20 protein-coding genes and 1 pseudogene are annotated in these 25,990 nt (G+C 68.3%); 15 read left to right on the forward strand and 6 right to left on the reverse strand.

The features are described from left to right. Nucleotides 1–745: 745 nt before the first annotated feature. The 3 genes from ABT299_RS40340 to ABT299_RS40350 all read right to left on the reverse strand — a co-directional run bounded on the left by ABT299_RS40340 (nt 746) and on the right by ABT299_RS40350 (nt 5,691). Nucleotides 746–895 (reverse strand): hypothetical protein, encoded by a 150-nt coding sequence (locus tag ABT299_RS40340; RefSeq protein WP_500253976.1) that lies wholly within the window; start codon nt 893–895, stop codon nt 746–748. A 221-nt stretch (nt 896–1,116) separates the two neighbouring features. Next, a complete protein-coding gene (locus ABT299_RS40345) occupies nt 1,117–2,565 on the reverse strand; it encodes a hypothetical protein (protein ID WP_500253977.1) in 1,449 nt (482 codons plus the stop codon). A 66-nt stretch (nt 2,566–2,631) separates the two neighbouring features. Continuing rightward, entirely contained in the window at nt 2,632–5,691 is a 3,060-nt protein-coding gene (locus ABT299_RS40350) for a DUF262 domain-containing protein (RefSeq protein WP_500253978.1), read from the reverse strand. Nucleotides 5,692–5,815: 124 nt separating this feature from the next. Between ABT299_RS40350 and ABT299_RS40355 the strand changes: the two are divergent. The 3 genes and pseudogenes from ABT299_RS40355 to ABT299_RS40365 all read left to right on the forward strand — a co-directional run. Continuing rightward, nucleotides 5,816–6,055: pseudogene (locus tag ABT299_RS40355) on the forward strand (AIR synthase related protein); the annotation flags it as partial. Nucleotides 6,056–6,233: 178 nt separating this feature from the next. After that, nucleotides 6,234–6,692, forward strand: a complete 459-nt coding sequence (locus ABT299_RS40360; protein ID WP_500254005.1) for an AIR synthase-related protein — start codon at nt 6,234–6,236, stop codon at nt 6,690–6,692. Nucleotides 6,693–7,303: 611 nt separating this feature from the next. Further along, entirely contained in the window at nt 7,304–8,500 is a 1,197-nt protein-coding gene (locus ABT299_RS40365; RefSeq protein WP_500254006.1) for an MFS transporter, read from the forward strand. Here the strand turns inward: ABT299_RS40365 and ABT299_RS40370 are convergent. Together ABT299_RS40370 and ABT299_RS40375 are read right to left on the reverse strand one after the other, a co-directional pair. Beyond that, the gene (locus ABT299_RS40370; protein ID WP_500253979.1) at nt 8,387–9,232 is read right to left on the reverse strand and encodes a helix-turn-helix transcriptional regulator; all 846 of its coding nucleotides are present in this window, start codon (nt 9,230–9,232) and stop codon (nt 8,387–8,389) included. The two genes, ABT299_RS40365 and ABT299_RS40370, sit on opposite strands and share 114 nt — an antisense overlap. Before the next feature lie 611 nt (nt 9,233–9,843). After that, a complete protein-coding gene (locus ABT299_RS40375; RefSeq protein WP_500253980.1) occupies nt 9,844–11,844 on the reverse strand; it encodes a beta-propeller fold lactonase family protein in 2,001 nt (666 codons plus the stop codon). Nucleotides 11,845–12,227: 383 nt separating this feature from the next. Between ABT299_RS40375 and ABT299_RS40380 the strand changes: the two genes are divergently transcribed. The 8 genes from ABT299_RS40380 to ABT299_RS40415 all read left to right on the forward strand — a co-directional run bounded on the left by ABT299_RS40380 (nt 12,228) and on the right by ABT299_RS40415 (nt 20,211). Further along, nucleotides 12,228–12,443: a hypothetical protein gene (locus ABT299_RS40380; protein ID WP_500253981.1), complete on the forward strand. Its 216-nt coding sequence runs from the start codon at nt 12,228–12,230 to the stop codon at nt 12,441–12,443. Next, a complete protein-coding gene (locus ABT299_RS40385; RefSeq protein ID WP_500253982.1) occupies nt 12,440–13,489 on the forward strand; it encodes an AMP-binding enzyme in 1,050 nt (349 codons plus the stop codon). The genes ABT299_RS40380 and ABT299_RS40385 overlap by 4 nt, the downstream gene beginning before the upstream one ends. 539 nt (nt 13,490–14,028) lie before the next feature. Continuing rightward, nucleotides 14,029–14,805 (forward strand): helix-turn-helix domain-containing protein, encoded by a 777-nt coding sequence (locus ABT299_RS40390; protein ID WP_500253983.1) that lies wholly within the window; start codon nt 14,029–14,031, stop codon nt 14,803–14,805. Between the two features lie 80 nt (nt 14,806–14,885). Beyond that, nucleotides 14,886–16,481, forward strand: a complete 1,596-nt coding sequence (locus ABT299_RS40395; RefSeq protein ID WP_500253984.1) for an AMP-binding protein — start codon at nt 14,886–14,888, stop codon at nt 16,479–16,481. A gap of 45 nt (nt 16,482–16,526) precedes the next feature. Then, nucleotides 16,527–17,411: an amidohydrolase family protein gene (locus ABT299_RS40400; protein WP_500253985.1), complete on the forward strand. Its 885-nt coding sequence runs from the start codon at nt 16,527–16,529 to the stop codon at nt 17,409–17,411. Then, nucleotides 17,411–18,211, forward strand: coding sequence for an SDR family oxidoreductase (locus ABT299_RS40405; RefSeq protein WP_500253986.1), 801 nt, complete (start codon nt 17,411–17,413; stop codon nt 18,209–18,211). The genes ABT299_RS40400 and ABT299_RS40405 overlap by 1 nt, the downstream gene beginning before the upstream one ends. Before the next feature lie 10 nt (nt 18,212–18,221). After that, nucleotides 18,222–19,253 (forward strand): LLM class F420-dependent oxidoreductase, encoded by a 1,032-nt coding sequence (locus ABT299_RS40410; RefSeq protein WP_190850986.1) that lies wholly within the window; start codon nt 18,222–18,224, stop codon nt 19,251–19,253. Nucleotides 19,254–19,722: 469 nt separating this feature from the next. After that, entirely contained in the window at nt 19,723–20,211 is a 489-nt protein-coding gene (locus ABT299_RS40415; protein ID WP_500253987.1) for an RDD family protein, read from the forward strand. A 116-nt stretch (nt 20,212–20,327) separates the two neighbouring features. Here the strand turns inward: ABT299_RS40415 and ABT299_RS40420 are convergent, their stop codons facing one another. After that, a complete protein-coding gene (locus tag ABT299_RS40420) occupies nt 20,328–20,603 on the reverse strand; it encodes a DUF6225 family protein (protein WP_387024685.1) in 276 nt (91 codons plus the stop codon). Between the two features lie 95 nt (nt 20,604–20,698). On the opposite strand from ABT299_RS40420, the gene ABT299_RS40425 reads away from it, so the two are divergent. From ABT299_RS40425 to ABT299_RS40440, 4 genes are all read left to right on the forward strand, one after another. Beyond that, nucleotides 20,699–21,133, forward strand: a complete 435-nt coding sequence (locus ABT299_RS40425; protein WP_500254007.1) for an NUDIX hydrolase — start codon at nt 20,699–20,701, stop codon at nt 21,131–21,133. Between the two features lie 92 nt (nt 21,134–21,225). Then, on the forward strand, nt 21,226–22,434 hold the full coding sequence (fdhA, locus tag ABT299_RS40430) for a formaldehyde dehydrogenase, glutathione-independent (RefSeq protein WP_347256485.1): 1,209 nt from the start codon (nt 21,226–21,228) through the stop codon (nt 22,432–22,434). 94 nt (nt 22,435–22,528) lie between these two features. Then, nucleotides 22,529–24,757, forward strand: coding sequence for a bifunctional glycosyltransferase/CDP-glycerol:glycerophosphate glycerophosphotransferase (locus ABT299_RS40435; protein WP_500253988.1), 2,229 nt, complete (start codon nt 22,529–22,531; stop codon nt 24,755–24,757). Between the two features lie 37 nt (nt 24,758–24,794). Further along, on the forward strand, nt 24,795–25,967 hold the full coding sequence (locus ABT299_RS40440) for a hypothetical protein (RefSeq protein ID WP_500253989.1): 1,173 nt from the start codon (nt 24,795–24,797) through the stop codon (nt 25,965–25,967). Nucleotides 25,968–25,990: the final 23 nt, after the last annotated feature.

Genomic DNA, 25,990 nt, shown 5'->3' on the forward strand with positions numbered 1-25,990 from the left:
CGCAAGGCCCGCTGCTCACCAAGCCGCCTGACCGCCATCGTCCAGGCGATCCTCGCCCTGCACCATCACGCCAATTGAGGTTGGAAAGACCTCACTTGAGGGCGCGATTGCCGTCAGCGCGGGCTTGCGACGGCCCGCGCTTCTCCAGGTGTGACCGGGGTACTCGGGCTGCGCGGTCGTAGGCGTCCGCGGCGCGATCGAGGTTGCCGCCACGGTAGTCACTATGCGTAAGTGAGGGAATGGTGTTTCGCGGCCTCAAACCACGTTGGCGGTGAGCACGAGGTGCGCACGAACTGCAATGGATCTTGGTGGATGAGGGTGCATCGTGCGGAAGCTGACCTGCGGGAACGTGGATTCGTCGGGATGGCGAATCATCACATAGCACGCCCGGAATGGTACTGCTAATGCGGTTTGGGTTTACCGCCCATCCGGGGTTCAAATCCCCGATCCTCCGCCACTACCAGCGGTTCTCTCGATGTGACGAGCGTCGAGCGGGCCGCTGGTTTTGCTTTGGGGGGCCGATGGGGGGCCGAGGCGGCGGGGGACCACCGCGGCGGATGCCTCGGCGGCCTTGAAGACTCATCTCCGCGTACGGCTCGCTCGCATGGTGGGCTCGAAGGTCCACCGGCCGCCGGTGGCCGAGCGCTGGTTCAGATGTCGATGATGGCTGCCAGTTCGGTGCGTTCCAGCGCGCCAGACTGGGCGGCCAGGAGTTCCAGGATCTTGCCATGCCGGTCGAGGCTGGTCAGCGCCGGCAGCGGCGGTGGTCGCTCCAGTGGCCGTGGGCTGGTGGTCCGGCCAGGTCCCGCGTGAGGCGGCGGGTCATGTGGTGGACGGTGGCCCACAGCACCATGGCTTGCCTCGGCCTCCGGCCGCAGCACACTCCACTGCTCATCGGTCAGGTCCGATGGATAGGACCGTGGGCGGTCACGGCAGCGGCAGCCCGGCACGACGCAACTGGCGTCAGGGACCGGAACCGGGTAGACAGGCGTCCAAGGGTTTCTGGTGGACGGGTGATCTAGACACTCCCTCGATTGCCAGAAGTCCTCTTCGGTCTCCAGACCCGCCGCGCGACCCCACCCGAACCGTCCGCTAACGGGCTCTTAGATCGAGGCTTCAGCGCTCGAGAAGGGCCATGAGTGTGGAATCGGCGGCCTGTTCCGCGGGGCCGGCTCCAGAAGCGACGCCGTTCCATCTCTCGGCGAAGGCCTCCGCGGTCTCGCGGAACGACTGCCTCAAAGCCGGTCCGGAAAGCACGCCTGCGACCGCGATCAGATGACGCGCCCAGGCGCGGCCTTCGACGGCGGCGCTGATCGCCACCGTCCATTCGCCGTCCTCGTCCGCAATGCGCTCGACGGCCAGGGAGGCCTGGCCCACCGGGTTCTCGGCGCTGCCGGTGAACAGCGAACCCGTCCTCCACCAGCGCTGGAGGTCCGCTTCCGCGGCCGCCGTGAGGGGCATGTCGCCGGTGACCGTACCGGTGAATCCGGCACGGACGACGGTGGGTCTGCGGGCGCTGTCGATCTCGACCCACCCTGCCTGCGCTCCGTCCGGACCAGCGAACTCGATGCGGTTCGGCCCATCGAACTCCCATGCCGAGACCTTCACATCGAAAGGCGCGGGCTTGCTCTTCGAGGCGGAAGCCTTCGAGGCGAAGGCGATGCGGTATCTGGTGCCCGGCCTGATGTGCTTGCCCTTGAGAAGCCGCACTTCGTACGTACTCTCCGGGCTCGTGAAGAGCCGACGCCCGTCGAAGGCCAGCCTCTCGACGCCCTGGTGAAGCTCGGCCACATAGGTTTCGGCCCACTCGCGGGACACGGCCCGGAGGTGGACCCGATGCTCGAAGTCGAGACGCTCATGCATGCCGCGCTTCGCCATACCGGGCACCTCGGCGTTCCAGGCGGACACGGCGTTGGCGAGGCCCTCGTCCAGTTTGCGCAGGACGCGGGCCCGGTTGCAGGCGAGCCACACCGCCGCTACAGGACGGAGAAGTGAGCGTCCACCGAGCCGCGTCGTGGTCCGGACGGACCAGCGTCCGCGCTTGTCCTTGCGCCGCTCGAGCCGCAGTTCGGCAAAGGCGAACGGATGTACGAGCCGCAGCGAGAAAGGGGACGTTTTCGAAGCGGGTGCGGACCACCACTCCTCGGCCGGCAGTTCCCCTTTCCACCGCGCGCGCCGCAACCAGCGAAACGGCTTCGGTCCCTGATAATCACCGGTCATGCGGATGGAATGAAGCCGCTGGCCGGACATGACCAGGTCCAGGCGCAGATTGACGGTATGACCACCGGAGACGCCCTTGGCTTCGATCCGCGACGCGCCGGACCGGTTCCAGACCGGGAGGTGCACATCGACGGTCAGCTCGTCTTCCTCTCCGCGATAGCGGGCTCCGGAGGCGAGATGTCGGCCTTCTACAAGCCGGACGTCGCTGATGATCTCGTCCCCGAACTCGAAGCCGTCCTCGGTGATCGGCGCCTCCTCCATCGCGTCCAGCAGCGCACGCACTACCTGGTCCAGCAGGTCGCGCGGGAGCGGAGCGACCTCGACATCACGTCGATAGCGGCCCATACTGGCAAGTCCCTAAGTTCGAGCTTTTGGTCGGTAAGTCAATAGGTAGAATGGGCAGTCGAACGGTCACGCCGGATAACCGAACTGTGTTAGCCAGTCGCGAGCCTTTCGCAGTTCCTCGTCAGTGAAGAGCGGGGCGAACTTGGGATCGAGGACCTGAGCCTCCACGGTGAGGTCCAGTCGTTTGCGCTCGTAGAGGGCGACGAAGCCGTCGGAAACGCGAGGATTCGCGAGCAGGCGCTTGGCGGTCGCCAGGCCGCCGTGGTCGGTGAGCATCCGTAGAAACTGGTTCGCGTTGTAGCCGGCTTCGGTCTTCGCTCTGGTGTAGACGCTGAGCATGGCGGCTTGGAATTCCGCCAGCAGTCCCTCTTCGGGGTCGGTGATCGGGGGTTTCGGGTCGTTTCGCAAGGGCTGGAGGGTGTCGAGGAACCAGTCGAGTGCCTGGAGCAGGCGTTCCGTGCCGGTCTCGGTCAGCAAGTGGAAGGGGAGGCTTGGGTAAGAGGTCAGGTTGGCGTCAGGCACGCTGACGCCCTCGATGCGCTGCAGCCTGTCCCGGAGTTGGGCGCGCAGTTCAAGCGCATCGAACGGCGGTCTGGTGGACAGCGGCTTGAAGGCCATCTCGATGACGCCCGATTGGGGGTAGATCAGCAGCGGCCAGATCACGCCCTTCCCGCCGTTCGGCAGGGGAAACTGCAGGCGGCAGCTGACTTCCGCGGAGGAGCCGTAGAACAGGCTTCCGCCGCGTGCTCGCCAATGGTCGAGTATTCGGCCGACCGAACTGGCGATCTCCAGGCCTTGATCGGTCAGCTGATTCCGGAAGCGGTCCGCCTGCTCCTCGTCGGTGGTGTCCATGCCGATGGACGCCGCGAGATCCGCCGGGCCGAGGCGTCGTGCGAAGTCGGCGACGCCGCCGTGGCTGAACGGGACGCCCTCGCGGGCGAGGACGTCACGTGCCGTCTCCGTGCGGTCGTCCGGCCAGCGGAACGCTGGGGAAACGGTTCCTTCGGAAGTCAGGACCCGGTGGGCGTTGTCCATGCCGGGATGGTTGTTGAGGTAGCTGCCGACGCGAGGCGCTGGGACGCCCAGGACTGTGGCCAGGTCGCCGAAGGTCGTCCATGATCCGGCGGGAATCTCGGCGAGAAGGCGGCGCAGCACTACCCAGGTGCGGCGTTCGTCTTCCAGGTCGGCGCCGCCAGGCAACGGTGCGGGCCACAGCGCTATGGCGCGTTCGGCCAGCGCACGCCCACGTGCCTGGATCTGGGCCTTGCCCCAGCCGGGTGTGTCGGCGATTTCCCGGTTCATCCGCAGCGCGCTGGCGTCCAGGATCTCCTGTTTGCGGGTGAACGGATGGTTGGACAGTGCCGAGTTGTGCGCGGTGAGGGTGAGGTTTCCGAGGGTGTGCAGCAGCGCCGAGTGCAGCTCGGCGGGGCCGCCCTCGTCGGTGACGTCCTCGGCCAGCAGCGCCAGCCATTCGGGGGTCGCGGTCTGCGGCATGATGTGTTCGATGGTGAGCTTGGCCGCCGTGAAGTCGACCGGCTCGGGTGCCTCGTAGCTCTGCTCCAGCCGCTTGAGGACGAAGCGCCGCTGGTTGGCGCGGCCCCGCCAGTAGAACGGCGCGTCCAAGATCGCCTTGAGCAACTGCTGGTCGGACGGCCAGTTACGGCGCGGCCCGGACAGGTAGCGGTGCACCGCCTCGTCCACCGGCCGGTCGGCCTCCATTTCTCGGGGTGCGCCGTTGACGATGCGGTTGAGGTTGCTGGTAGTGATGTGGCAGATCATCCGCCGGACCAGAAAGCTCTCCAGGTAGGTCAGGGCGCGGGTGGCTTCGGCGACGGTGGCCTCGCCTCGGTCCAGCAGGTCGAGCAGGTGCAGCGCCAGCGGGTAGCTGATCTGGCCACCCCATTCCTGAAGACGTTCCAGTACGGCCCGCAGTTCGGGGTCCTGTTCCCGGCCGCCGGGTTGGACGATTCGCATCAGTAGCCGCCCGCGGCGCCGCAGTTCGGCGACCTCCGCTTCCAGGGCCTCTTCCCCGCCGACTTGATGGATCTCGTCCAGACGGCGTTGCTGGGCCCGGTAGACCTCGCTCTGCTTGACTCGGTCGTCGCCTCGGATCACCAGATCCAGCCAGGCGAGCAGTTCCAGGTTGTCGGCGCCGAGCTCGGTCTGCATCGGCAGCCAGATCTTGGTGTAGACCCTTTCCCCGTTATGGGGCAGCAGCATGAAGACATAGTTGCGCAGTAGATCGGTCTGGCCGAGGCGCACGCCGGTGTTGTTGAGCGATTCGAATATCCGGTAGACGTTGTCGCCCTGTTCCGCGGTGATCTCCACGATGGACAGGCCAGAACGTAGGACGACCTCCAGCCGCTTCAACGCGGCGATGTCGTCCTCGCTGTCGTAGTCGATCAGCGCGTCCCGGAAGAACCGGTACGCGGCCCCGACGCCGTCCCTGCCGCCGGCCGTGGGATCCTGGTCGACGCAGGCGATGAACGCCGCGCGGTCGGCCTGGGTCGGCAGCAGCCGGTAGAAGTCCTGGCCTTCCCGGAACTCGTTGGTCAGATACTGCTTGTGAATGCGGTCGCCGTCGCGCGGGCTCATCTCGCGGAAGCGGTCGCGCAGGGCACAGCACGCCACCATCAACGTGGTGAGGCGTTGCTGCCCGTCCACAACGAGCCACCGCTGGGTGTCGCCGGCGGACATCTTCCCCGGCGCCAGTACCACCGACCCGATGAAATGCGGTGTGCGCTGCTCGGTGGCCAGCAGTTCCGCTTGCTCGAGGATGTCGTCCCACAGCTGCGTCCACTCGGGCTGCCGCCAGCTATAGGTCCGCTGGTAAAGCGGTACCTGGAACTGCTTGTCACCTTCGATGAGCTTGAAGTAGGAGATCTCGTGAGCACGCATCCGGGAGTCACCTCCGGGCAGGGGGACGACATGTGCCTTGACCCGAACCCCTACCCCATCGATCGTCGCAATGAGCCGGTTCTTCGCCCGAATCGTCCACTCCTGGCCACCACGTGTAGCGACACGCATGTTGAGCGCGAGTCCGATCGCCGGGCGCCATGGTTCCATGCAGAGCGCCGGCATCGCCTCCGACGAGCCGACGCGGCTGGCCGACATCATCGCGCCCATGTTCGGCGGACAGTCAGGATGGTCTCAGCAGCTTCGCGACGGAGTCCGAGCCGAACTCGTCGCGGGCGCCAACGCCCAGGACGACTGCGCGGTCTTCGGAATCGACGGGCCCATGGACATCGTCATGGGATCGGATTACGTCCGCGGGCCGAAATTTCAGCTATACGAGCTCGGCTACCTGTCGAATTACGACATCGGCTACTACCTGGCGATGGCCAATCTCAGCGATATCGCCGCCATGGGTGCGCTTCCGATCGCGCTTCTCACGGTCGTTCGTTATCCGCGGTCACTGCCGGACGACGACTTCACGGTCCTCATGGAGGGGATTCGCGACGCCTGCCAGCAGGTGGGCACGCCGAACGTCGGAGGCGATATCGGCAGCGCCGAGAGGATCATCCTGTCCGCGTCCGCCGTCGGCATCGTCGAGCGAGGCGGATCGTTGCTGCGGACCGGTGCGCGGGCGGGAGACCCTCTGTGTCACCGGGCCGACGGGGGTGGCGGCATCCGCCCAACGCTATTTCGGTGCTCTCGGCTCTGGCTCGGTGAAGCTCCCGCCGACCAAGGAGGAAGCGCTGATATCCGCATGGCGGCACCCCCAGGCACTCGTACGGCAAGGGCGTTGCCTGAGCACGAGCGGTGTGGTGACGAGTTGCCAGGACACCTCCGACGGCCTGAAGGCCGGCGTCCAGTCACTGGCGGCCGCCAGCGGCGTCGGCTTCGTCGTCGAGGAGGGCGCACTCCCCGTCGCAGGCATAGTGGCCGAGGTCGCACAGCTGACCCAGGGCCACCTGACTTCGGTCATATTGGGCGACTCGGTGGACTTCCAACTGGTCTTCACCGTCGCGGAAGAAGGAGCGTCGCGGCTCTCGAAGATCTTCGCGGAGGCGGGGCTCCAGCTCTTCGACATCGGCTACGCCACCGAGGAACTCCAAGTGCGGCTGAGGCGCACGGACGGCCGAAAGGAAGAGCTCCCCGGAGTTCCCTGGCGTCACGCCACCTGAGCCGATGGAGAGTTAGGCCACCTCGTCGGGCATGGCCGGGCGGTGCCTTCGACCGTGCGGCACGCCTCCGCACTCGGTCCAGAGGAATGGCCTGTGACCGTCGGTGGCCGATGTTAGGTTGGCCGCGCGGTATCAAGGAGCTGACCACGACCGGGTTCCTCAACGAGACCGTAGCCCGGTCACGGCCGGCGGACGTGCGAAGTCGTACTGTCCGCGTTTGCAGAAGGCGGTCAGGAACATCTCCGCCACGACGTCCTCGGCCGTGCCAGGGCCGAGGCGGCGGGCGACGTACCGGTGGATCTCGTCGCCGTGCCGGTCGAACGAGTGGCTGTCACCCGGTACTCGGCCGGTCGCCCCGGAACGGTTCCCTTTCCGGATCGCCTCTCGCGGCGGCCCGTCCGGCGACTCGACCGCCGACAACGGCGGACTGCCCCTCGCCATCCGCGGATGCCGCCAGATCACTCGTTCCTGGAGCGCCGCGCTCCGGACTGCACCGACTCCTGACGACGATCCCGCATCGTCGATCGCGTACGGCGCAGACCGGTCAGGTGATCAACTTTTGGCGTCACGCGATCAACTGCGGCGGCACGGAGGAGGCGAGGCTGGAAGGCATGTCAACGCCTCAGTCCTCGCCGCCGTCCGCAGACACTCCGCCGCCGGAATGCCCGGCATGGTCCGGCGGCTCGACGAACTGGTCACCGATCGTCGCGCTCGCTGCCGGGATCGCGGTGCTCGTCGCCAGCGAGTTCCTGCCGGCAAGCGTGCTGCCCGCGATGGCCGCCGATCTCGGGCTCAGCGAGGGCACCGCCGGTCTGGCGGTCGCCGCGACTGCGGTCGCGGGCGCGGTCACCGCCCCCAGCATCGCGGTGCTGCTGCCGCGGACCGACCGGCGCACAGTCCTGACTGGCCTGCTGGTTGCGGCGGCCGTCTCGAACCTGGCGGTGGCGCTCGCCCCCGATTTCGCCGTCCTGCTCCTCGGCCGACTCGTCCTCGGCGTCGCCATCGCCGGGTACTGGTCGTTCGCGTTCGGCGCCGGAACCCGCGCCGTGCCGGGACGCGACAGCGTGGTCTCAACGTCCATCGCGCTGGGCGTCACCCTCGCGACGATCGGCGGCGTCCCGTTGGCGTCCCTACTCGGTGACGCGGTCGGCTGGCGGTTGGTGTTCGGCGTCGCGGCGGCCCTCGGCATCGCCGCTGCCCTGGCCGTGGCCGTGACATTGCCACCGGTACCCCCGCACCCGGCTGCCGGAATGGCGATGCTGCGGGCGGCGCTCGCCAACCGGTGGCTGATGGCCGGGGTGCTGGGCGTGGTCCTGGTCGCGTTCGGCAACTTCGCCGCCTACCCCTTCATCCGGGTCGCGATCAAGGACGTCGACGCGGGCGCCACGGTATGGCTGCTGCTGGCCTGGGGCGTGGGCGGGATGGCGGGCAACCTCGCCGCCGGGCGGTTCGCGGGACGGCTGCGCGCTGTGGTCGCTGCGGCCCCGCTGCTGCTGGCCGGCGGCCTGCTGGTCACCGCGACCGCGCCATCCCTGCCGCTGCTGGCCGCGGGGGTCGTCGTGTGGGGCCTGGCCTTCAACATGGTCCCGGTCGCCACCCAGCTATGGGTGACCCGCGTCGAGCCCGAACGCGCCGAGTCGGCCCTGTCATTGCAGGTCACCGCGTTCCAGGTGGCGATCACGCTGGGGTCGGCGTCAGGAGGCGCGCTCCTGGACGCCCGCGGCGTGCAGGCGGCCTTCCTGCTCGGCACGGGGTTCGCCGCGGCGGCCGGGCTGCTTTTCGCCGCGCTGCGCGTCCCGCGCGGGTGACGGCTCCCGCCAGGCCTGCGGCGCGACGCCGTGGTGGGACGAGAACGCCCGGCTGAAGGCGGCGGTGGAGCCGTACCCGACGGCGGACGCGATGTACTCCACCGGACGCGAGGGGTCGGTGAGCAGCCGGCGCGCCTCCCGCATCCGGATCTCCCGGAGCACCTCCGCGGGTCCGCGGCCGAGTGCGCGGCGGAACCGCTCGCCCAGGGCGGAACGCGACAGGTGGACCAGGCGGGCCATCCCCTCGACGGTCCACGGCTCGGCTGGGCGGGCGGTCACGGCGGCCACCACCGCGGTGACGGCCTCGTCCGGAGGTCCGGCGTCGCCGCCCTGGTCCTCCTGCCAAGAGGCGGTCATCGCCGCGCCGATCAGGTTGCCGTAGCTGGCGGCGAACAAGGTCGGTCGGGACGCACGCTCGAGCGGGCACCGCGTGACGAGCGCCATGACGCCGCCATGCCGGGTGCCGAAGCCGCGGACCACCAGCGGGCTGGGCAGCCGACGAACCGGGACGGTCATGCGCAGGTCCGCTACAACCAGGGTGGACTCCTCGTGCCGTTCCGACGCGGTGAGCCGGTGAGCGGTGCGGGCGTCGATGAGGACGGCGTCCCCCTCGGCGAGCGACTGCGCCTCGAACGCCGCCTCAAGCGTGAACTCGCCCGCCAGCACCAGCGCCCACAGCGGGACCGGCGGTTCGGTGAGCACCGCGCCCGCCGGCAGCTGGACATGGTCCATGCCCGACATCTCCCAAGCCGGTTCCGGGGAGGAGGTGCTGGCGTCGTTTGCCCGTGAGATGTCCACGATGTTCGCCACGTGAGCTGAAGCAGGTAAAAGACGGCGGCCTATTCCCGCGCGTCCCGGACGGCGTCTCCGGGAGCTCTCGACCGGCTGCGGGAGTGGACCTGGTGATTACGGTGAGTGCTCGGATGGCGGGGTCCGCCGTTTTGGACCTCAACCGCGGTTGAACTGGTGGGCTGGTCGCCGTCCGGTCTCACAGTCAAGGGGGAGCGATCAGTCATGGCGAGCAGCACGGAAGACACGACCATGGAACCCTCCGGAGGTGCGTTCGCGGCGGATCGCCGTCTCGGTGGACGCTTCCGATGGTCTGGCTGGCGTCGTCCTGGTGGCGATGTCCATCTCGGGGACGGCAGCGGCACTGCCGACCATCGGTCGTGACCTCGACGCCTCCGGAACCCCGTTGAACTGGATCGTCGCCGGTTACAACCTGGCCTGGGGGCGGGGGTGGGCCGGGCTGCATAGCCGGTCGTCGATTGAGACCGGACCGGACACGGGCGCGCCGGGGAGGTGGGTGTCGATGGGCGCGCAGGTGATCCAGCGAGAATCCATCAGGTGTTATGGCTTGCGGTCCGCGCGGGCCCGGGGGCGGACAGTGCGGCGACCCCGACCGGGTTGTCGCCGACGGCGACGGTGTCGATGACGGTGTCGGTGAAGACGTCGATCACCGACATGGTGCCGTCGTTGCGGTTGGTGACGTAGGCGAGGCCGGCGCTGCCGTCCGGGTTCATCGTTATTCCCCAGGGACTGGATCCGACGTTGATGGTGGCGATCACTGTGAGCATGCCGGTGTGGACCACCGACACGGTGTCGTCGTCGGTGTTGGTGACGTAGGCGCGGCTGCCGTCCCACCACACCGCCACGTTCTGCGGGTAGGCGCCGACTCCGACGTTGGCGATCACCGTGTCGGTGTCGGTGTCGATCACCGACAGGGTGTCGCTGTTCTGGTTGACGACGTAGAGGCGGGGGTCGCCGAGCGGGTCCGTGGCCAACCCGTGCGGGTAGGAGCCGACGCTGATGGCGGCGATCACCGGGGCGTCGCCGGTACCGATCAGGCCGGTGTCGATCACCGACACGGTGTCGCTGTACTCGTTGGTGACGTAGGCGCGGGTGCCGTCCGCGCTCACCGCCACCCCGTACGCCCCGAAGCCGACCTCGACCTGGTCGATCACCGTGTCGGTGGCGGTGTCGATCACGGCCAGGTCGGCGAGGGTGTCGTCGCTGTGATCGGCGACGTAGGTGCGGGTGCCGTCCGGGCTGACCGCCACCCCCATCGGGTAGGAGCCGACACCGATGGTGGCGATCACCGGGGAGTCGCGGGTACCGATCACGTCGATGTCGATCACCGACACGGTGCCGTCGTCGACGTTGGTGACGTAGGCGAGGCTGCCGTCGGGGTGGACCGCCACCCCGTACGGGTGGTCGCCGACGTCGACGGTGGAGGTCGTCTTCAACGCGTCAGTGGCCAGCACCGACACGTTGTCGGGGCCGCTGTTGGTGACGTAGGCGCGGGTGCCGTCCGGGGTAACGGCCATCCCGGTCGACCAACCGGGGCCGCCGGAGCCGTCGATCACCGTGTCGGTGGCGGTGTCGATCACCGACACGTCGCCGCTGAGGTAGTTGGTGACGTAGGCGCGGGTGCCGTCCGGGCTCACCGCCACCCAGACCGGGCCGACGCCGACCGTGATGGTGTCGATCACTGTGCTCGTGGCGGTGTCGATCACCGTCACGGTGTTGGAGACGTCGTTGAGGGAGCCGGGCCCGCCGTCCTGGGGCGACGGGCTCCAAGGCGTCCCGTCGCCGTAGTTGGTGACGTAGGCGCGGGTACCGTCCGGGGTCACCGCCACCGCGACGGGCCCAGAGCCCACACCGACGGTGGCGATCACCGGGTTCCAGGTGCCGTTGATGTAGCCGGTGTCGATCACCGACACGGTGTCGTCGCCGTTGTTGGCGACGTAGGCGCGGGTGCCGTCCGGGCTCACCGCCACCCCGACCGGGGCGTCGCCGACCAGGAAGGAATCGAACACCGACAGCGACCCGGGGTCGATCGCCGTCACGGTGCCGAGCTGGCTGCCGGAACTGAATGCCAGGCCGGTGACCAGAACCCACCGGTTGTCAGGGGTGACGGCCACTCCCTGCGGAGCATTGTCGACAGTGATGGTGGTGGTCACCGTGTTGGTGCCGGTGTCGATCACCGAGACGGAGTTGCCGCCGTTGTCGGCGACGTAGGCGCGGGTGCCGTCCGGGCTCACCGCGACCCCGGCCGCGTGGGAGAAGTCGCCGTCGATGTTGGCCGTCACCTCGTTGGTGCCGGTGTCGATCACCGACAGCCACTCCTGGTGGAACAAGGAGCCGAAGTTGGTGACGTAGGCGCGGGTGCCGTCCGGCGTCACCGCCACCCCCCAAGGGTTCATGCCGACGTCAACGGTTGCGGTGCCCAAAACGCCGTTGCCGATCACCGAGACGTTGTCGCCGCCGCCGTTGACGACGAAGGCATAGATGGGCGCGACGGCCGCCGTGGCGGCCCGGCCCCGCTCCACACTCTGATCCACGCTCGCCCCTCCCCAGCCCGTCCTCGTGTCCCGACGCCACGGCGGTGTCGACACCGCCGGCGCCCAGCGCATGGACAGCAGAAAGTCCCCGCTACCAGCAAGAACAACCGGCCACGGGCAACCCAGAACCCCGTGCGCCCGCCCCGGACGCGTTCCCCGGGCACGAGTGTTGAGCGTCGAGATTCTGTCAGCGCGGACGCCGATGAGATGTCGTCGGCGCGTCGGCATCGGAGGAGGGCGGGCCCCTGAGCTGCGGCCGCGCCCGTCTCGTCTACCTCGCGTATCGCAAGCGGGTTCGGCGGTGAGGTCAGGTCAGCGCGGGTCCGACAGCGGGTGGGTCGGGCAGTGTTCTCACCACCCGTACCCGCTGGTCCACTTCGGTCGTGGTCAGCAGCCGCGCCAGCCGCGGCCAGGGCCGCAGCACCAGGAACCGGCGGCAGGACGGGCCCGTCTATCGCGGCCTGAACCCGTTCGGGTGTCGTGCGGTGCCGACAGGCGATCTTGTCGACGTCCCGGCCTTCCTCGTGACGGTGGCGGATGGCGTCGTAGAGCTTGAGGACCTCGTTGAACCGCTGGGTGACGTAGTGCCCTCACCGTGAGTTCGACCGGCGCGCTGATGGGACGTCCTGATAGGCATCCCGCCGTCGCCGACTGCGCGGTCGTCGGCGTGCCCGACGAGCGGTGGGGCGAGACGCCGAAGGCCCTGGTGGTGCTGTCCGAGGACGTCTCCGAGCAGCAGATCATCGACTACTGCCGCGAGCGCCTCGCGCACTTCAAGTGCCCGACGTCGGTGGAGCGCCGCGACGAGATCCCGCGCAACCCCCGCCAGCAAGATCCTCAAGCGGGAGCTGCGCGCCCCCTACTGGCAGGGCCGCGACCGGGGCGTCCACCAGCCCCAGCGCCCACGCCGTGCGCCAGGTCCGCCGGGGTCCGGGTGTCCCTCTGCGGCCACGGCGGAACGTGCCAACACGGTGACATCCGGTTCCGGCCTCGCGAGACTGGCTGCGTGACGGACTGGGTCGCCAACGGCATCTCGATCGCCTCCCTCGGGACGACGATCGTTTTCGGGGTCCTCCAGGTGCGCAAGGACGGCGAGCGGCGCTTCGCCCCTCCGGACCGGACGGCGCCCGAGCCCCCGAGCGAGCCTCCGGCCGGGCCCCAGGCGCCCTATCCGACGTACCCGCAGGAGCCGACGTACCCGCAATACCCCACGTACCCGCAGCCCCAGCAGCCCCAGCCCGGTCCGGTCCCGCCTCCGCCGGCGCCGGACTCCGTAGAGCGCCTGCCCTGGTGGATGGCGAGCACGCGCAAGTCGTTCCTCTTCTCGATGGTCATCACGGCGGCAATCACAACGCTCCTCGAGCTGGTGTCCGGCAATCCGGTCGTCCAGGCGGCGATCGCGAGCGGGCTGCTGGTCGCCGTGCTGGCCGTATGGCTGGCGCGGCGGTCCCGCAGCAGGCCGTCCTACAACCTCACGGGCCTTCTTCTCATCCTCGTGGGCCTCGCGGGCATGCTGGCGATTCTCGCCCTGCCGCTGGCGCCGGCCCTGCGCGTGCCGCAGGTGGTGGTCGCGTTCACGGTGCCGTGGTTCCTGCTGAGCCGCCTCGCGGACCGCGCCTTCCCGAATCCCGCCCGCCAGGGGTAGCGGGGTCCGCTGCGGTCAGCGGAAGCGGATCATCGCCGAGACGGGACGGTGGTCGGACAACTTGTCGGCGCTGGCGGGCACAGTGCGGCAGGGTCTTCGCGGCGGTGCGGGACGTCCCCGACTGGTCGCACTCGGCGTAGGCGCGGTACAGCGGGTCGAGCGCGGCGTTCTCGGGCGGCTCGGTGAGGATGCTGCCTGCGGCGACTAGCTCCCCGCACATCGGGCAAGGCCAGCCCACCACGTCGGGCACCGTTTCAACCGGGCGTGCACCCTGGAGTACTTGAGCGTGGACTCCATGAACCTGCATGGAAGAACGGCACTTGGGAGTTCGCGGTTGTCGACTCCAGCGAGTCCCTGGCCGAGGTGCCGCGTGGTCGCCAAGTCCACCTCGTCCACTCCTGGGTTTGACTGTCTCGCCCCGTGGGTTCGGGAATGCGGCCGACCTGCCGGAGCGCTGGCCCGTACCTCTCACGGGCGCGTTACTGGATTCGTGGCCACTTATTCTGGCTGTCCGCCAACGCGAGCTACGCTGCCTGTTGATGAGTGAGGTTGCGCAGCAGCCGGTGTTCTGGACCGACGACTCGCCGGTCTGTGAGCCCATGGCGCATGGTGAGGACATCGCCGCGCACTTCCATGACTACGGCCAGCTGAGGTACGCCGCCTCCGGGGCGCTCGTCACGACGACCAAGGTCGGCACTTGGGTGGCGCCGGCGAACCGCATCACGTGGGTGCCGCCCTTCTATGTCCACAGCAGTCACTCTTACGGCGAGACCGATGTCCGCGTGCTCGCGGTTCCGGCAGCGTTGTCCGAGGAACTGCCGCCCGAGCCGTCGGTCTTCGTGGCCAGTGCGCTGCTGCGCGAGGCATACCTGGCGATGAGCAGCGAGCATGAGCCCGCCGGCAGTGAGCGTGGCCGTCTGCTGCTCGCGGTGATCGGTGCGGAGTTGGCCCGCGCCCCGCAGGAGCCACTGCGGCTGCCGGAGCCGAGCGATCCTCGCCTCAAGGCCGTCACCGACCTGCTGCACGCCGACCCGTCCATTTCGGCGACGCTGGCGGAGTTGGGGCACCGAACCGGCTCGAGTGAACGGACTCTCAGCCGGCTGTTCGGCAGCGAATTGTCGATGAGCTTCCATCAGTGGCGCACGCTGCTGCGGATTCAGCGAGCGCTGCTTGAACTCGCTGAAGGTACCTCGGTCACCGAGACGGCGATGCGACTCGGCTGGTCGAACCCCGGCAGCTTCATCAGCGCCTTCACCGATCTCGTCGGCCAGACGCCCGGTCGTTACCGCTCCACGGCGGGTGCGGCTCACCGCTGACGTCGGTCTGGCGGGTTATCGGAAATTCCAGGCGGAACATCAGTGGCACGCCCGTCCGCTCGGCGGCCACGCTTTGAGGCATGTCCCACCACCTTCCGGGTCACGGTGCTGCGGCTTCGGCGGCCGCTACGGCGGCATCCTCCGGAGTCACGCTAGGTGACCTGATCCTGCAGGCGCTCAGCCGGCACAGCTCGTCCGAGGCCTTCGTGGCCGGTGACCGGCGACTGACCTATGCGCACGTCAGGGACCTTCTCTCGCAGTATGTGGCCGCGCTGGCCCATCGGGGAGTGGGTCTCGGCGTGGGGGTCACGATGCTCAGTCCGAACATGCCGGAATCGTGGATCGTCCAGGCCGCGACGTATCTCCTGGGCGGCCGCTTCACCGGGCTGCAGGCCCTGGCCTCGGTCACGGACCACATCACCGTCTGCGAGGACGCGGAGGCCACGGTGCTGGTGGTGACCGCGCCCCTGGAGGAGCATGGCCGCCAGGTCCTCGCCGAGGTCGACTCCCTGCGACACCTGATGGTGATCCCTGCCGCCGGTGGTCTGTCCGAGGGCGAGCCCACGGCGGTCCGGTCGCTGGACCGTGGTCCGGCGACGGAGATGGACGTCGCCTGGCTGCAGTACACCGGCGGGACGACCGGCAGGCCCAAGGGCGTGATGCAGCCTCATCGGTCGATGGTGCAGATGGTCTATGCGCACATGGCCGACTTCGAGCAGCCGCACCTCCCGCGGTACCTGGCAGCGGCCCCGCTCACCCACGCGGCCGGGCTGGCCGTCATCCCGACCCTGCTGCGCGGCGGCACGGTGGTGATCGAGCAAGGCTTCGAACCCGGCCGGTTCCTCGACGTCATCGAGGCCGAGCACATCAACTGCGTGAGCGGCCTTCCGACGATGATCTACACCTTGCTGGACCAGGAGCGTCCGGAGACCAGGGACCTCTCCAGCCTCGAGGTGATCTGGTACGCCACCGGGCCGATGTCGCCGGTGCGCCTGGCGGAGGCCCGCGAGCGGATCGGTCCGGTCTTCTCCCAGATCTACGGGCAGACGGAGTCGGCCGGCATCGGGACGGTCCTGACCAAGGCCGCACACGAGACCGCGAGCCTTGAGCAACTCGCCTCCTGCGGCCGTCCCGTGGTCGGCAACCGCATCAGGCTCATCGACGACAACGGCCACGACGTTCCTTTGGGTGAGGTGGGCGAGATCGCCATGCGGAGCCGCGGGGTGATGCAGGGCTACAGAAACCTCCCCGACGAGACGGAAGCGGCGCTCAAGGGCGGATGGCTCCACACCGGAGACCTCGCCCGCCAGGACGCCGAGGGCCTGATCTACATCGTGGACCGCAAGAAGGACATGATCATCTCCGGTGGCTTCAACATCTACGCGAGCGAAGTCGAGGCCGTTCTCACAGCGCACCCTTCGGTGGGCGCAGCCGCCGTCATCGGCGTGCCGGACAGCCGCTGGGGCGAGCTCGTCACCGCGTTCGTGGTCCCGCGATCGGGACGGCAGGTCGATATTCGCGCGCTCCAGTCCTACGTGAAGCAGGCCAAGGGCTCGATGTACGCGCCCAAGAAGGTCGTGGTCGTGGACTCGCTTCCCGCCACGCCGGTGGGAAAGATCGACAAGAAGCGCTTGCGTGCGCCGTTCTGGGCCGACTCGACCCGCAATGTCCACTGATCATCCCGAGGCCCTTCCCGCAGCCATTCACGAAAGGCGCTCAATGTGAACGTACCACCGGCCCGGCTGATCGACTTCCATTCCCACTGGGGCACAGAGCGCGGATGGAAGGGAAGCCCTTACGAGACGGCTGAGGATCGCGAGGCCCTGCGGGGCTACTTCAAGTGGGACATGAGTTTCGTCAGCGACGAGGAGCAGGCCGTCCAGTTCCGCCGCGCCAACGTCAGGGCGATGCTCGATTTCGCGTTCACCTACACCATGGACGCCGGTGCACTACGCGACCAGCATGACTACGCCTTCGACTACGCGCGCAAGCACCCCGACGTCGTACTGGGCAATTGGATCGGCATCGACCCCACGCAGCCGGCTCATGTCAAGGAATTCGAGCGTTGCCTGAGCGAGGGGACGGGACTCGTCGGACTGACGGTCCACTCGTTCACACCGGCCGGGACACCCGACCAGCCGGAATGGGAGACCTGTCTGAACATGTGCATCGAGGCCAACCGTCCCGTCCTGGTCCATGTCGGCATGTCGGCCACCGGGGCCGGTACCCGCGGAGGCATGGGCATCACCCTAGAAGGCTGCCACCCCCGTTACGTCGACCGCGTCGCGGCCAAGCATCCCGATCTGAACGTGATCGCGGCCCGGGTGGCATGGCCCTGGCAGTCGGAAATGATCGCGGTCGCACTGCACAAGGCGAACGTGTGGATGGAGCTCCACGGTTGGTCACCGCGCTACTTCCCCGACGAGCTCAAGCGCGAGATCGGTAAGCGGCTGCGCAAGAAGGTCTTCTTCGGAGCCGACTACCCGATGCTCGCCCACGACAGGCTGGTCGAGGAATGGCGCGAGGAGGGCTTCTCCTCCGATGTCCTCGATGACGTGTTCTCCGGCAACGCCGAGACCTTCCTCACCTCGATCGGAGTTCAGTGATGGACCTCGGACTGACCGGCAAGGTCGCCATCGTCGGCGGCGGCAGCGACGGCTTGGGATACGCCATCGCCGATCGGCTTCTGAAGGAAGGCGCCAACGTCACGATCTTTGCGCGGCGCGCGGAGAAGGTCACGGCCGCCGCGCAACGGCTTGCCGGCGCATACGGCGAGGAGAAGGTCCTCGGGCTGGCCGCCGACTGCTCGGTCGACGCCGACATCGAGCGCGTCACCGCCTCGACCCTTGAGCGGTTCGGTCCGGCCGTTCACGTCCTGGTCACCAACGACGGCGGACCGCCGATCCGGCGCATCTCCGAGCTCACCGACGAGGTGTGGCTGAAGGCCTTCGAGCGCCACTTCTTCTACGTCGTCAGATCTGTGCGAGCCACCGTGCCGTACATGACCACCGAAGGCGGCAGCATCCTCAACGTGGTCTCCGGCGTCGTCGAGCGCCCGGCCGTCGGCATGGCGGCGTCCGTCGGCGTGTGGTCGGCGGTGATCGGCTACGCCAAGACCCTCGCCCTGGAGGTCGCCAGGCAGGGCATCAACGTCAACACTCTATTGTCCGGCTTCTTCGACACCGCCCTGCTGAACGGACTGCTGGAACGGCAGCCGGAGCTGTCCAAAGCAAGCCTCGGGAACGGGATACCGATGGGGCGCATCGGGGCGCCCTCCGAGTTCGCCGACCTGGTCGGCGCGCTCGTGTCGCCCAACTTGCGGTTCGTCACCGGCGCGGTGATCCCGGTCGACGGTGGCGCCGGCATCGGCATGGGCGCGAGCTTCGACTCGCCGACGTCGAAATGAGGGACTGCTCATGAAGATCTCGACGATGCTCACCTACGGCACCGACCCGCGGGAGGCCGCCGACCACATCGCTCGACTCGAGGCCGCCGGGCTCGACACCGTCTGGGTCGCCGAAGGGTACGGCTATGACTCGCCGACCCTGATGGGCTACCTGGCGGCCCGCACCTCGCGCGTGAAGATCGGCGCGGCCATCCTCAACGTCTACTCCCGCACCCCGACCATGCTCGCCTCGACCGCGGCCGGCCTCGACAGCGTGTCCGGCGGTCGCGCCATCATCGGCCTCGGCGCCTCCAACCCGAAGATCATCGAGGGGTGGCACGGCATGCCCTTCGTACGGTCGACCGGCCGTACCAGGGAGACCGTAGAGATCATCCGCGCCGCCCTGCGGCGCGAGGCGGTCGACTACAGCGGCCGCTCCTTCGAGATCCCTCTCCCGGCCGGTCAGGGCACGGGCCTCAGTGAGCCGCTGAAGATCATGACCAAGCCGCTGCGCCCGTCGGTTCCGCTCTACATCGCCGCGCTGGGGCCGAAATCAGTCGAAGGCGCGGCGGAGTACGCCGACGGCTGGCTGCCTTTCCTGTACCTCCCCGAAGCCGCCGCCGGGGTATGGGGCGACGCGCTCGCCGCAGGAACCGCGAAGCGCTCCGAAGACCTCGCGCCCCTGGAGGTCGTCGCCGGCGGCATCGTCGCCATCGGCGAGGACGTGAAGGAGATACTCGACCTCGCGCGGCCGATGCTCGCGCTCTACATCGGAGGCATGGGCGCCCGCGGCAAGAACTTCTTCAACGACCTCGTCCGACGCTACGGCTACGAAGCGGAGGCCAAGGAGATCCAGGACCTCTACCTCGACGGCAAGAAGAAGGAAGCCGAGGCCAAGGTCCCCTTCCAACTCCTTGAACAGATCAACCTCGTCGGCCCGGCCTCGTACGTTCGGGAGCGGATCGAAGCCTTCCGCGAGTCCGGTGTCACCGATCTCCAGGTGACCCCGGTCGGCGACGACCCCGCCGGACTCGTGCACCAACTCAAAGAGTGGGCGGCCTGACCTCCGCCTCTGCCCACGCAACGCTCCCTGCAGCGCTTGACGGTTAACGGCCCCGAGATGGCGGCCTCGCGGCCTGAGCTTCCCCGGCCCTTGATGTCTCCCTGGCATTGTGGTCACGGGTGTGAGGAGACGGTGGCCTGGGTCGGTGGTGTTGTTCGAACTCTTGTGGTGTCTTCCACGCCCGCCTGTGGGACTGACTGACCGGCCGAGCGGTCCCGCAGGCAGGCCTGCGCAGTGGTGATAGCCATCGATAAGAAACCTCCGGGGCGGTCGCGGGTCCGATTCCGAAGTCATATGGGCGGGCGAAGGTGTCGGTCCCGGTACAGATGCACCGGGACCGACAGGCCCAGGGCGCCTGGGGCACAGCGCCTCCCCACCGCGAGCCGATCCGGATACGTGATCGGCTCACCTCTCCAGCGTACGGTGATTTACACTGGCCATCCGAAGTCACGTCGGGACGGTCTTCACCATGCGCACCAGGGCCAATCTGGCGAGCGGCAAGCTGCGCCTGATCGCGTACGTCGTCGATACCGTCATACTCGCAGTGCTGTTGTGGGTGTCGTTTGAGGTATTCGCCGTTCCACGGTGGGACGGTTCCTACGACCTTGAGGGTTTCGCGGTCGCAGCGTTCGTTCTCAACGCTGTGTACCACTGCCTGATCCCGGCGGTGTCGGGCCGGACACCCGGTAAGTGGCTGGCGGGCATCAAAATAATCCGGACGGACTTCAGCGACATCGGCCTGGGGCGGGCAACCTGGCGGTATGTCTTCATGCTGCTTCTTGGAGGCGTCACCCTCGGAATCGGTTCGTTGATCGACGCGGCTTGGCTGCTCTGGGACCCTGACGCGCAGACCCTGCACGACAAAGCGGCCGACACCTGGGTCGTCGAAGCCCGGGACCCAAGGATGGACGTCCACACCTCGGCTGATCCCTACAGTTCGGCCAATCCCGAACTGTAGTGAGACGACCGGCTGATATGTGCACGTCACGGAAACCAAGAACCGTTCGGATTTCCTGAAGCCCTGCCGTTACGCGCCTCTGCGAGAGCGTGGCCGGAGTGAACGTCGCCTGACCTTCATGATTCGGCCCGAGGGCGCATATACCAGTCCGTGCTGAAATCGGCCCGGAGAACGAACTCGTCCTGCGCGAGGTAGTCGGCGTCGTCCACGAACACGCCGCCGAGAACGAATTCACGATCCGCTTCCAGGGAGTCATTGGACCGCGGTGCTTCCGGCACGTCGATGCGCAGCCGCATTCCGCCCGGAAGCCCATCGAGCGCCTGGCGAAGTTCGCCCACCGTCCACTCTCGTACCTCGTGACGGTATCGCTCCAGCTCCTGATCGCCATCCACGCAGGCAGAATACGCTCCGAACCGGGGCAGCGACTCTTCGCTCCTGGCTGGGTGTCGACAGTGACCATGAGGTGAGGTTCGGGGAGGCAAGGGTGATGACGTCATTCGGGGTGGGGTCGTCGAGGGCCTCGGCGCTGATCTTCAACGGGCGTGGCGAGTACCTGCTGCACCTGCGCGACGACATCCCCGGCATCGTGGAGCCCGGCGCGTGGTCGCTGCTCGGGGGCGGGCGCGAACCTGGCGACCGTTCGCTGGCCGAGACGATCCGGCGGGAACTACGGGAAGAGGCTGGGCTCGAGCTTCCCGTCCTGGAGCCATTCGCTGTGGACGAAGTGGTGGAGGGCGATACCAGGCTTTTCTCGGTCCAGATCTTCGCCGGCCGCTGGGACGGTGACCCGTCCATGCTGACGCTGACCGAAGGCATCATGCTCCACTGGTTCCGCCCGGACGTCCTGCCGCGGCTCAGGATCGCCCCGTCGATCGTGGGCTTGGTCCGCAAGCATGGGCGGACGATCCAAGCCCGCCCATGACCGTGCCCAGTGGTGAGTTTGGGGCTGAAGATCTGGTTGACCTGCGGAAACGGGGTATACCGCCCGCGATCCTCAATGCGGAGGGAGGAACCGTGGCGGACACCAATCGCGGCGTCGTGTACCAGGGACCGGGCGAGGTCACGGTCGAGGAGCTGGACTTCCCCAAGCTCGAGCTGGCCGAGCAGAACGGCCGCAAGCTCCAGCACGGCGTCATCCTGAAGGTACTCGCGACCAACATCTGCGGGTCCGACCAGCACATGGTGCGCGGCCGGACGACCGCGCCCGCCGGGCTCACGCTCGGCCACGAGATCACCGGCGAGGTGATCGAAACGGGCAGGGACGTCGAGTTCATCAAGGAGGGCGACCTCGTCAGCGTCCCGTTCAACATCGCCTGCGGGCGCTGCCGGAACTGCAAGGAGCGCCACACCGGCGTGTGCGAGAACGTCAACCGGGAACGTCCGGGCGCCGCCTACGGCTACGTCGACATGGGCGGCTGGCACGGCGGGCAGGCGCGGTACGCGGTCGTCCCGTACGCCGACTTCAACCTGCTGAAGTTCCCGGCCGACCGCGACACCGTGATGGCCAAGCTGCCCGACCTGGCGATGCTGTCGGACATCCTGCCCACCGGCTACCACGGCGCCTACACGGCGGGCGTGACCACCGGGTCGACGGTGTACGTGGCGGGCGCGGGGCCGGTCGGGCTGGCGTGCGCCACCGCCTGCCTGCTGCTCGGCGCCGCCGTCGTGATCGTCGGGGACATGAACGAGGAGCGGCTGGCGCAGGCCCGCGGGTTCGGCTGCGAGACGATCGACCTGTCCCAGCACGCCGACGTGGGCGAGCAGATCGAGCAGATCCTCGGCGTGCCGGAGGTGGACGCGGCCGTCGACTGCGTCGGGTTCGAGGCGCGCGGCCACGGTCCGAAGGGCGGAGAGCAGCCCGCGACCGTCCTCAACACGCTGATGGACATCACCCGGGCGGCCGGCAAGCTCGGCATCCCCGGTCTCTACGTGACCGGCGACCCGGGAGCGTCGGACGAGAACGCCCGGGTCGGGCAGCTCGGCCTGAAGATCGGGCTCGGCTGGGCCAAGTCCGAGTCCTTCACCACCGGACAGTGCCCGGTGATGTCCTACAACCGGCAGCTGATGATGGCGATCCTGCACGACCGGGTGCAGGTCGCCCGCAACGTCAACGCGACGGTCATCCCGCTCGACCAGGCGCCCCAGGGCTACGCCGAGTTCGACCGGGGCGCGGCGCGCAAGTACGTCCTCGACCCGCACGGGCTGGTCGGCGCCGCGGCGTGAACTCCGGCGCGGGCCGCCGACACGGGCGCGCCCGCGCCGCCGTTCCGGCGCCCGCCCTCTCCTGTCGGGTTCCGCGTGGACGGCCGGAGGTCCCATGGCATTTTCGGATGCGGCGGTCACGATCAGCGTGGTCCTGCCGGTGTACAACGTGCGGGATTACCTTCCTCAGTGCCTGGAATCGCTCTTCCAGCAGGCCGCCTCCGGGGTGGAGGTGGTGGCGGTCGACGACGCGTCGCCCGACGACTGCGGGCGGATGCTCGACGAGTATGCGCGCCGCGACCCGCGCCTGCGGGTGGTGCATCTGGACCGCAACCATGGCCTGGGCGAGGCCCGCAACATCGGCCTCCGCCGCGCTCATGGGGACTATGTCTGGTTCGTGGACAGCGACGACTGGGTGACCAGCGGCGCGCTGGCCGCCATCCGCCGGCGTCTGGAGCGTGCCCGGCCGGACGTCCTGGTGTTCGATCACGCGCGGGAGATCGCGCCCGGCCGGCTGGCTCCCAACCCGTGGGGCGGGCTGCTCCGCGAGCCGCCGCCGGAGGAGTCCTTCACCTTGGACGAGCGGCCGTCCGTGCTCGGGCTGATGATGACGGCGTGGAACAAGGTGATCCGGCGGGAGTACCTGCTGGACCTCGGCCTGGAATTCGGCGATGGGTTCTATGAGGACGTCGCGGTCACCTATCCGATCCTGATGGCCGCCGAACGCATCTCCCTCCTGGACCGCGTCTGCTACGTCTACCGCGTGCGGCGCACGGGCGCGATCACCTCGACGTCCAGCGACCGGCACTTCGAGGTCTTCGACGGGTACGGGAAGATCTTCGCCTTCATGGACGGACGGCCGGGCTCGGCCGGCGACCACCGGGCCGCGATGTTCGACCGGATGATCTGGCACTACACCACGATCGCCGAGGACCCGTCCCGGGTGCCGGCGGCTTCGCGGCGGCGCTTCTTCCGGCGGGTGTCACGGGAGTTCCGGGCGCACCGTCCGAGCCCATACCGATATCCGCCGGGGGCGCGCGGGATCAAGTTCCGGCTGGTCGAACGCGACCTGTACTGGCTGTTCCGCGGGCTCGGGCCGCTCAATCGGACGCGGCTCGTGCTGCGTGGCGCGGTACGCCGGGCGGGCGGCATGGCGCGCACCGGCGCCAGGCGCGCCAAGGCCGCGGTGCCTCTCGCCTACTACCAGCTGCAGAAACGGCTGCCGATGGACGCCGGTCTCGCGGTCTACGCGGCGTACTGGTACCGCGGCTACGCCTGCAACCCCAAGGCGATCTACGAGAGAGCCCGGGAGCTGGCGCCCGACGTCCACGGTGTGTGGGTGGTCGGCCCGGAGGCCGCCGGGTCGTTGCCGGAGGGCGTCGACCACGTCGTCGAGGGCTCGCTGCGCTACTTCCGGGTCATGGGGCGCGCGAAGTACTTCGTCAACAACGTCAACTTCCCGCATGCCATGTCCAAGCGCCGCGGCTCCGTCCACATTCAGACACTGCACGGAACGCCTTTGAAGAAGATGGGGTTGGAGCAAGAGCCTTATCCGGTCGGCGCGAGCGGCATGAATTTCGCTCGGCTGCGGAAGCACAGCCGCCGGTGGGACTACGTCGTCTCCGCCAATCCGCTGTCGTCGCAGGTATGGCGGCGCGCCTATCCCGGTGACTACGAAATCCTGGAGACGGGGTATCCGCGCAACGATCGCCTCTTCCACGCGAGCGGCCAGGACATCGACCGCATCCGCCGGGAACTCGACATCGCGGCGGGCCGGACCGCCGTCCTCTACGCGCCCACCTACCGGGACCACCTCGACGAACTCGTGTATCCGCTCGACCCCGCCGTTCTGGCGGCGGCGCTCGGCCCGCGATACGTGCTGCTCGTCCGCGCCCACTACCTCACCGAATCGACACCGCTTCCGGCGCCCTCCGCGGATTCGGCGTCGATTCTGGACGTGTCCGGCCATTCCGCCGTCGAGGATCTCTGCCTGGCGGCCGACATCCTGATCACCGACTACTCGTCCATCATGTTCGACTACGCCCACCTCGACCGGCCCATCGTCATCTACGCACCGGACTGGGAGACCTACCGCCGCACGAGGGGCGTCACCTTCGACCTGCTCGCCGAACCTCCCGGCCCGGTGGCCCGCACCGAGGACGAACTCATCGCGTGCTTCAAGGGCGACGAACCCGGCAGCGCATCGTCGACCGCCAAGCGCGCCGCGTTCCGCCGCCGGTTCTGCACCTTCGATGACGGCCATGCCGCTGAACGCATCGTCCGCCGCGTCTACGGCAACAGCGGATCCGATGAGCGCGACGTCCGGAATGCCATCGTCCGGTGATCGGGTGGTCGGTGTTGGGCGACGGTAGGTTGGCCAGGTGGATCGAGAGGTGTTCGCCGAACGGTTCGATGCGTCGACTCGGGCGGCGTGGCGGTTCGCCCAGTCGCTGGTGTCCGAAGAGTTGCCAGAGCCGCTGGTGTTCCGGGTACGGCTCAACCAGTCCTATGACGGGCACCCTCCGAAGCCCGGCGAGTTGCGGTTTCCGGAGGACGGCAGCCGCCGTCGGGCCGCCGAGTTGAACCGATGTGACGCGGACACCGTCGTGGCCGAATTATGGCGCGACGGTCACGTGCCCGAGTGGGTGAACATCGCGGTGGTCGGCGAGACGGGTGCGGCGACGGTCGTCGAAGTCGTGTGTTGCGGGCGCTTCACGAGTGACGATTCTCGGCTCTATCACGCCGAAGAGGGGGCGCCGCCATTTCATGTCCTCGGTCCGGTTCTGCCGCCTCGGCATGACGGCACTCCGTTCAGCATCCACCGGCATTTCGAGTGCTGGGATACTTTCGACCTCGGACATCTGGCGGCGGTCGCCGACAAGGTGTGGTCGTTGTCGCTGGCGACCGGAGAGTTCGATGACGATCTGCTCTCCGCGTTGCCGGATCTGACCCGCGTTGAGATCTTCGAGCATCAGGCGTGCGCGATCGGTGCCGAGGCCTTGTCGGCCTTCCTGCGATTCCCAAGGCTGCGGGTCTTGCGCCTGCATCTCGGCGAAGCGAGTCCCTTCCATGCCGGCGCCGGTCGAGGACGGCTCGGCGCCCTCACCGATCTGACGGTTTCCGGCCTTCCGCCGCGGTCGTGGGGCCAGGATGTGCTGGCCGACGTCGTCCCCGACCTTGCGAGCGTGCACCTCAGCGCGAAGGACGCTCTTTGGCTGGACGGCGCCTTCCCTTCGTCTCTGAACAGGATGAGCCTCAGTGCGGCGAACGTCGCCGGATCGGCGAGGCTGCCGGCGAAGCTCGACAGCCTGTCCATCCGCCTCACCGCCGCCGCCGACGAGGACCTGATGACGCTGCTCGACGGCGTAACGCAGGTCAGGTCGCTGAGCCTTCGCGGGACACCCGTCAGCGATGCGATCGTTCCGGTGATCGAGCGGTACGACCTCGATCGGCTCGATCTCGTCGATACCGAGGTGACGCCCGCGACGCTGTCCGGATTCCGCGCCGACCATCCCGGAATCAGCGTGCTTCCGCGCATCGGCCCGTCGCGATGAGTTTCGGTCGTGCTTCGGGTCTG

Source organism: Spirillospora sp. NPDC000708, from assembly GCF_040299565.1.
Taxonomy (GTDB): Bacteria; Actinomycetota; Actinomycetes; order Streptosporangiales; family Streptosporangiaceae; genus Spirillospora.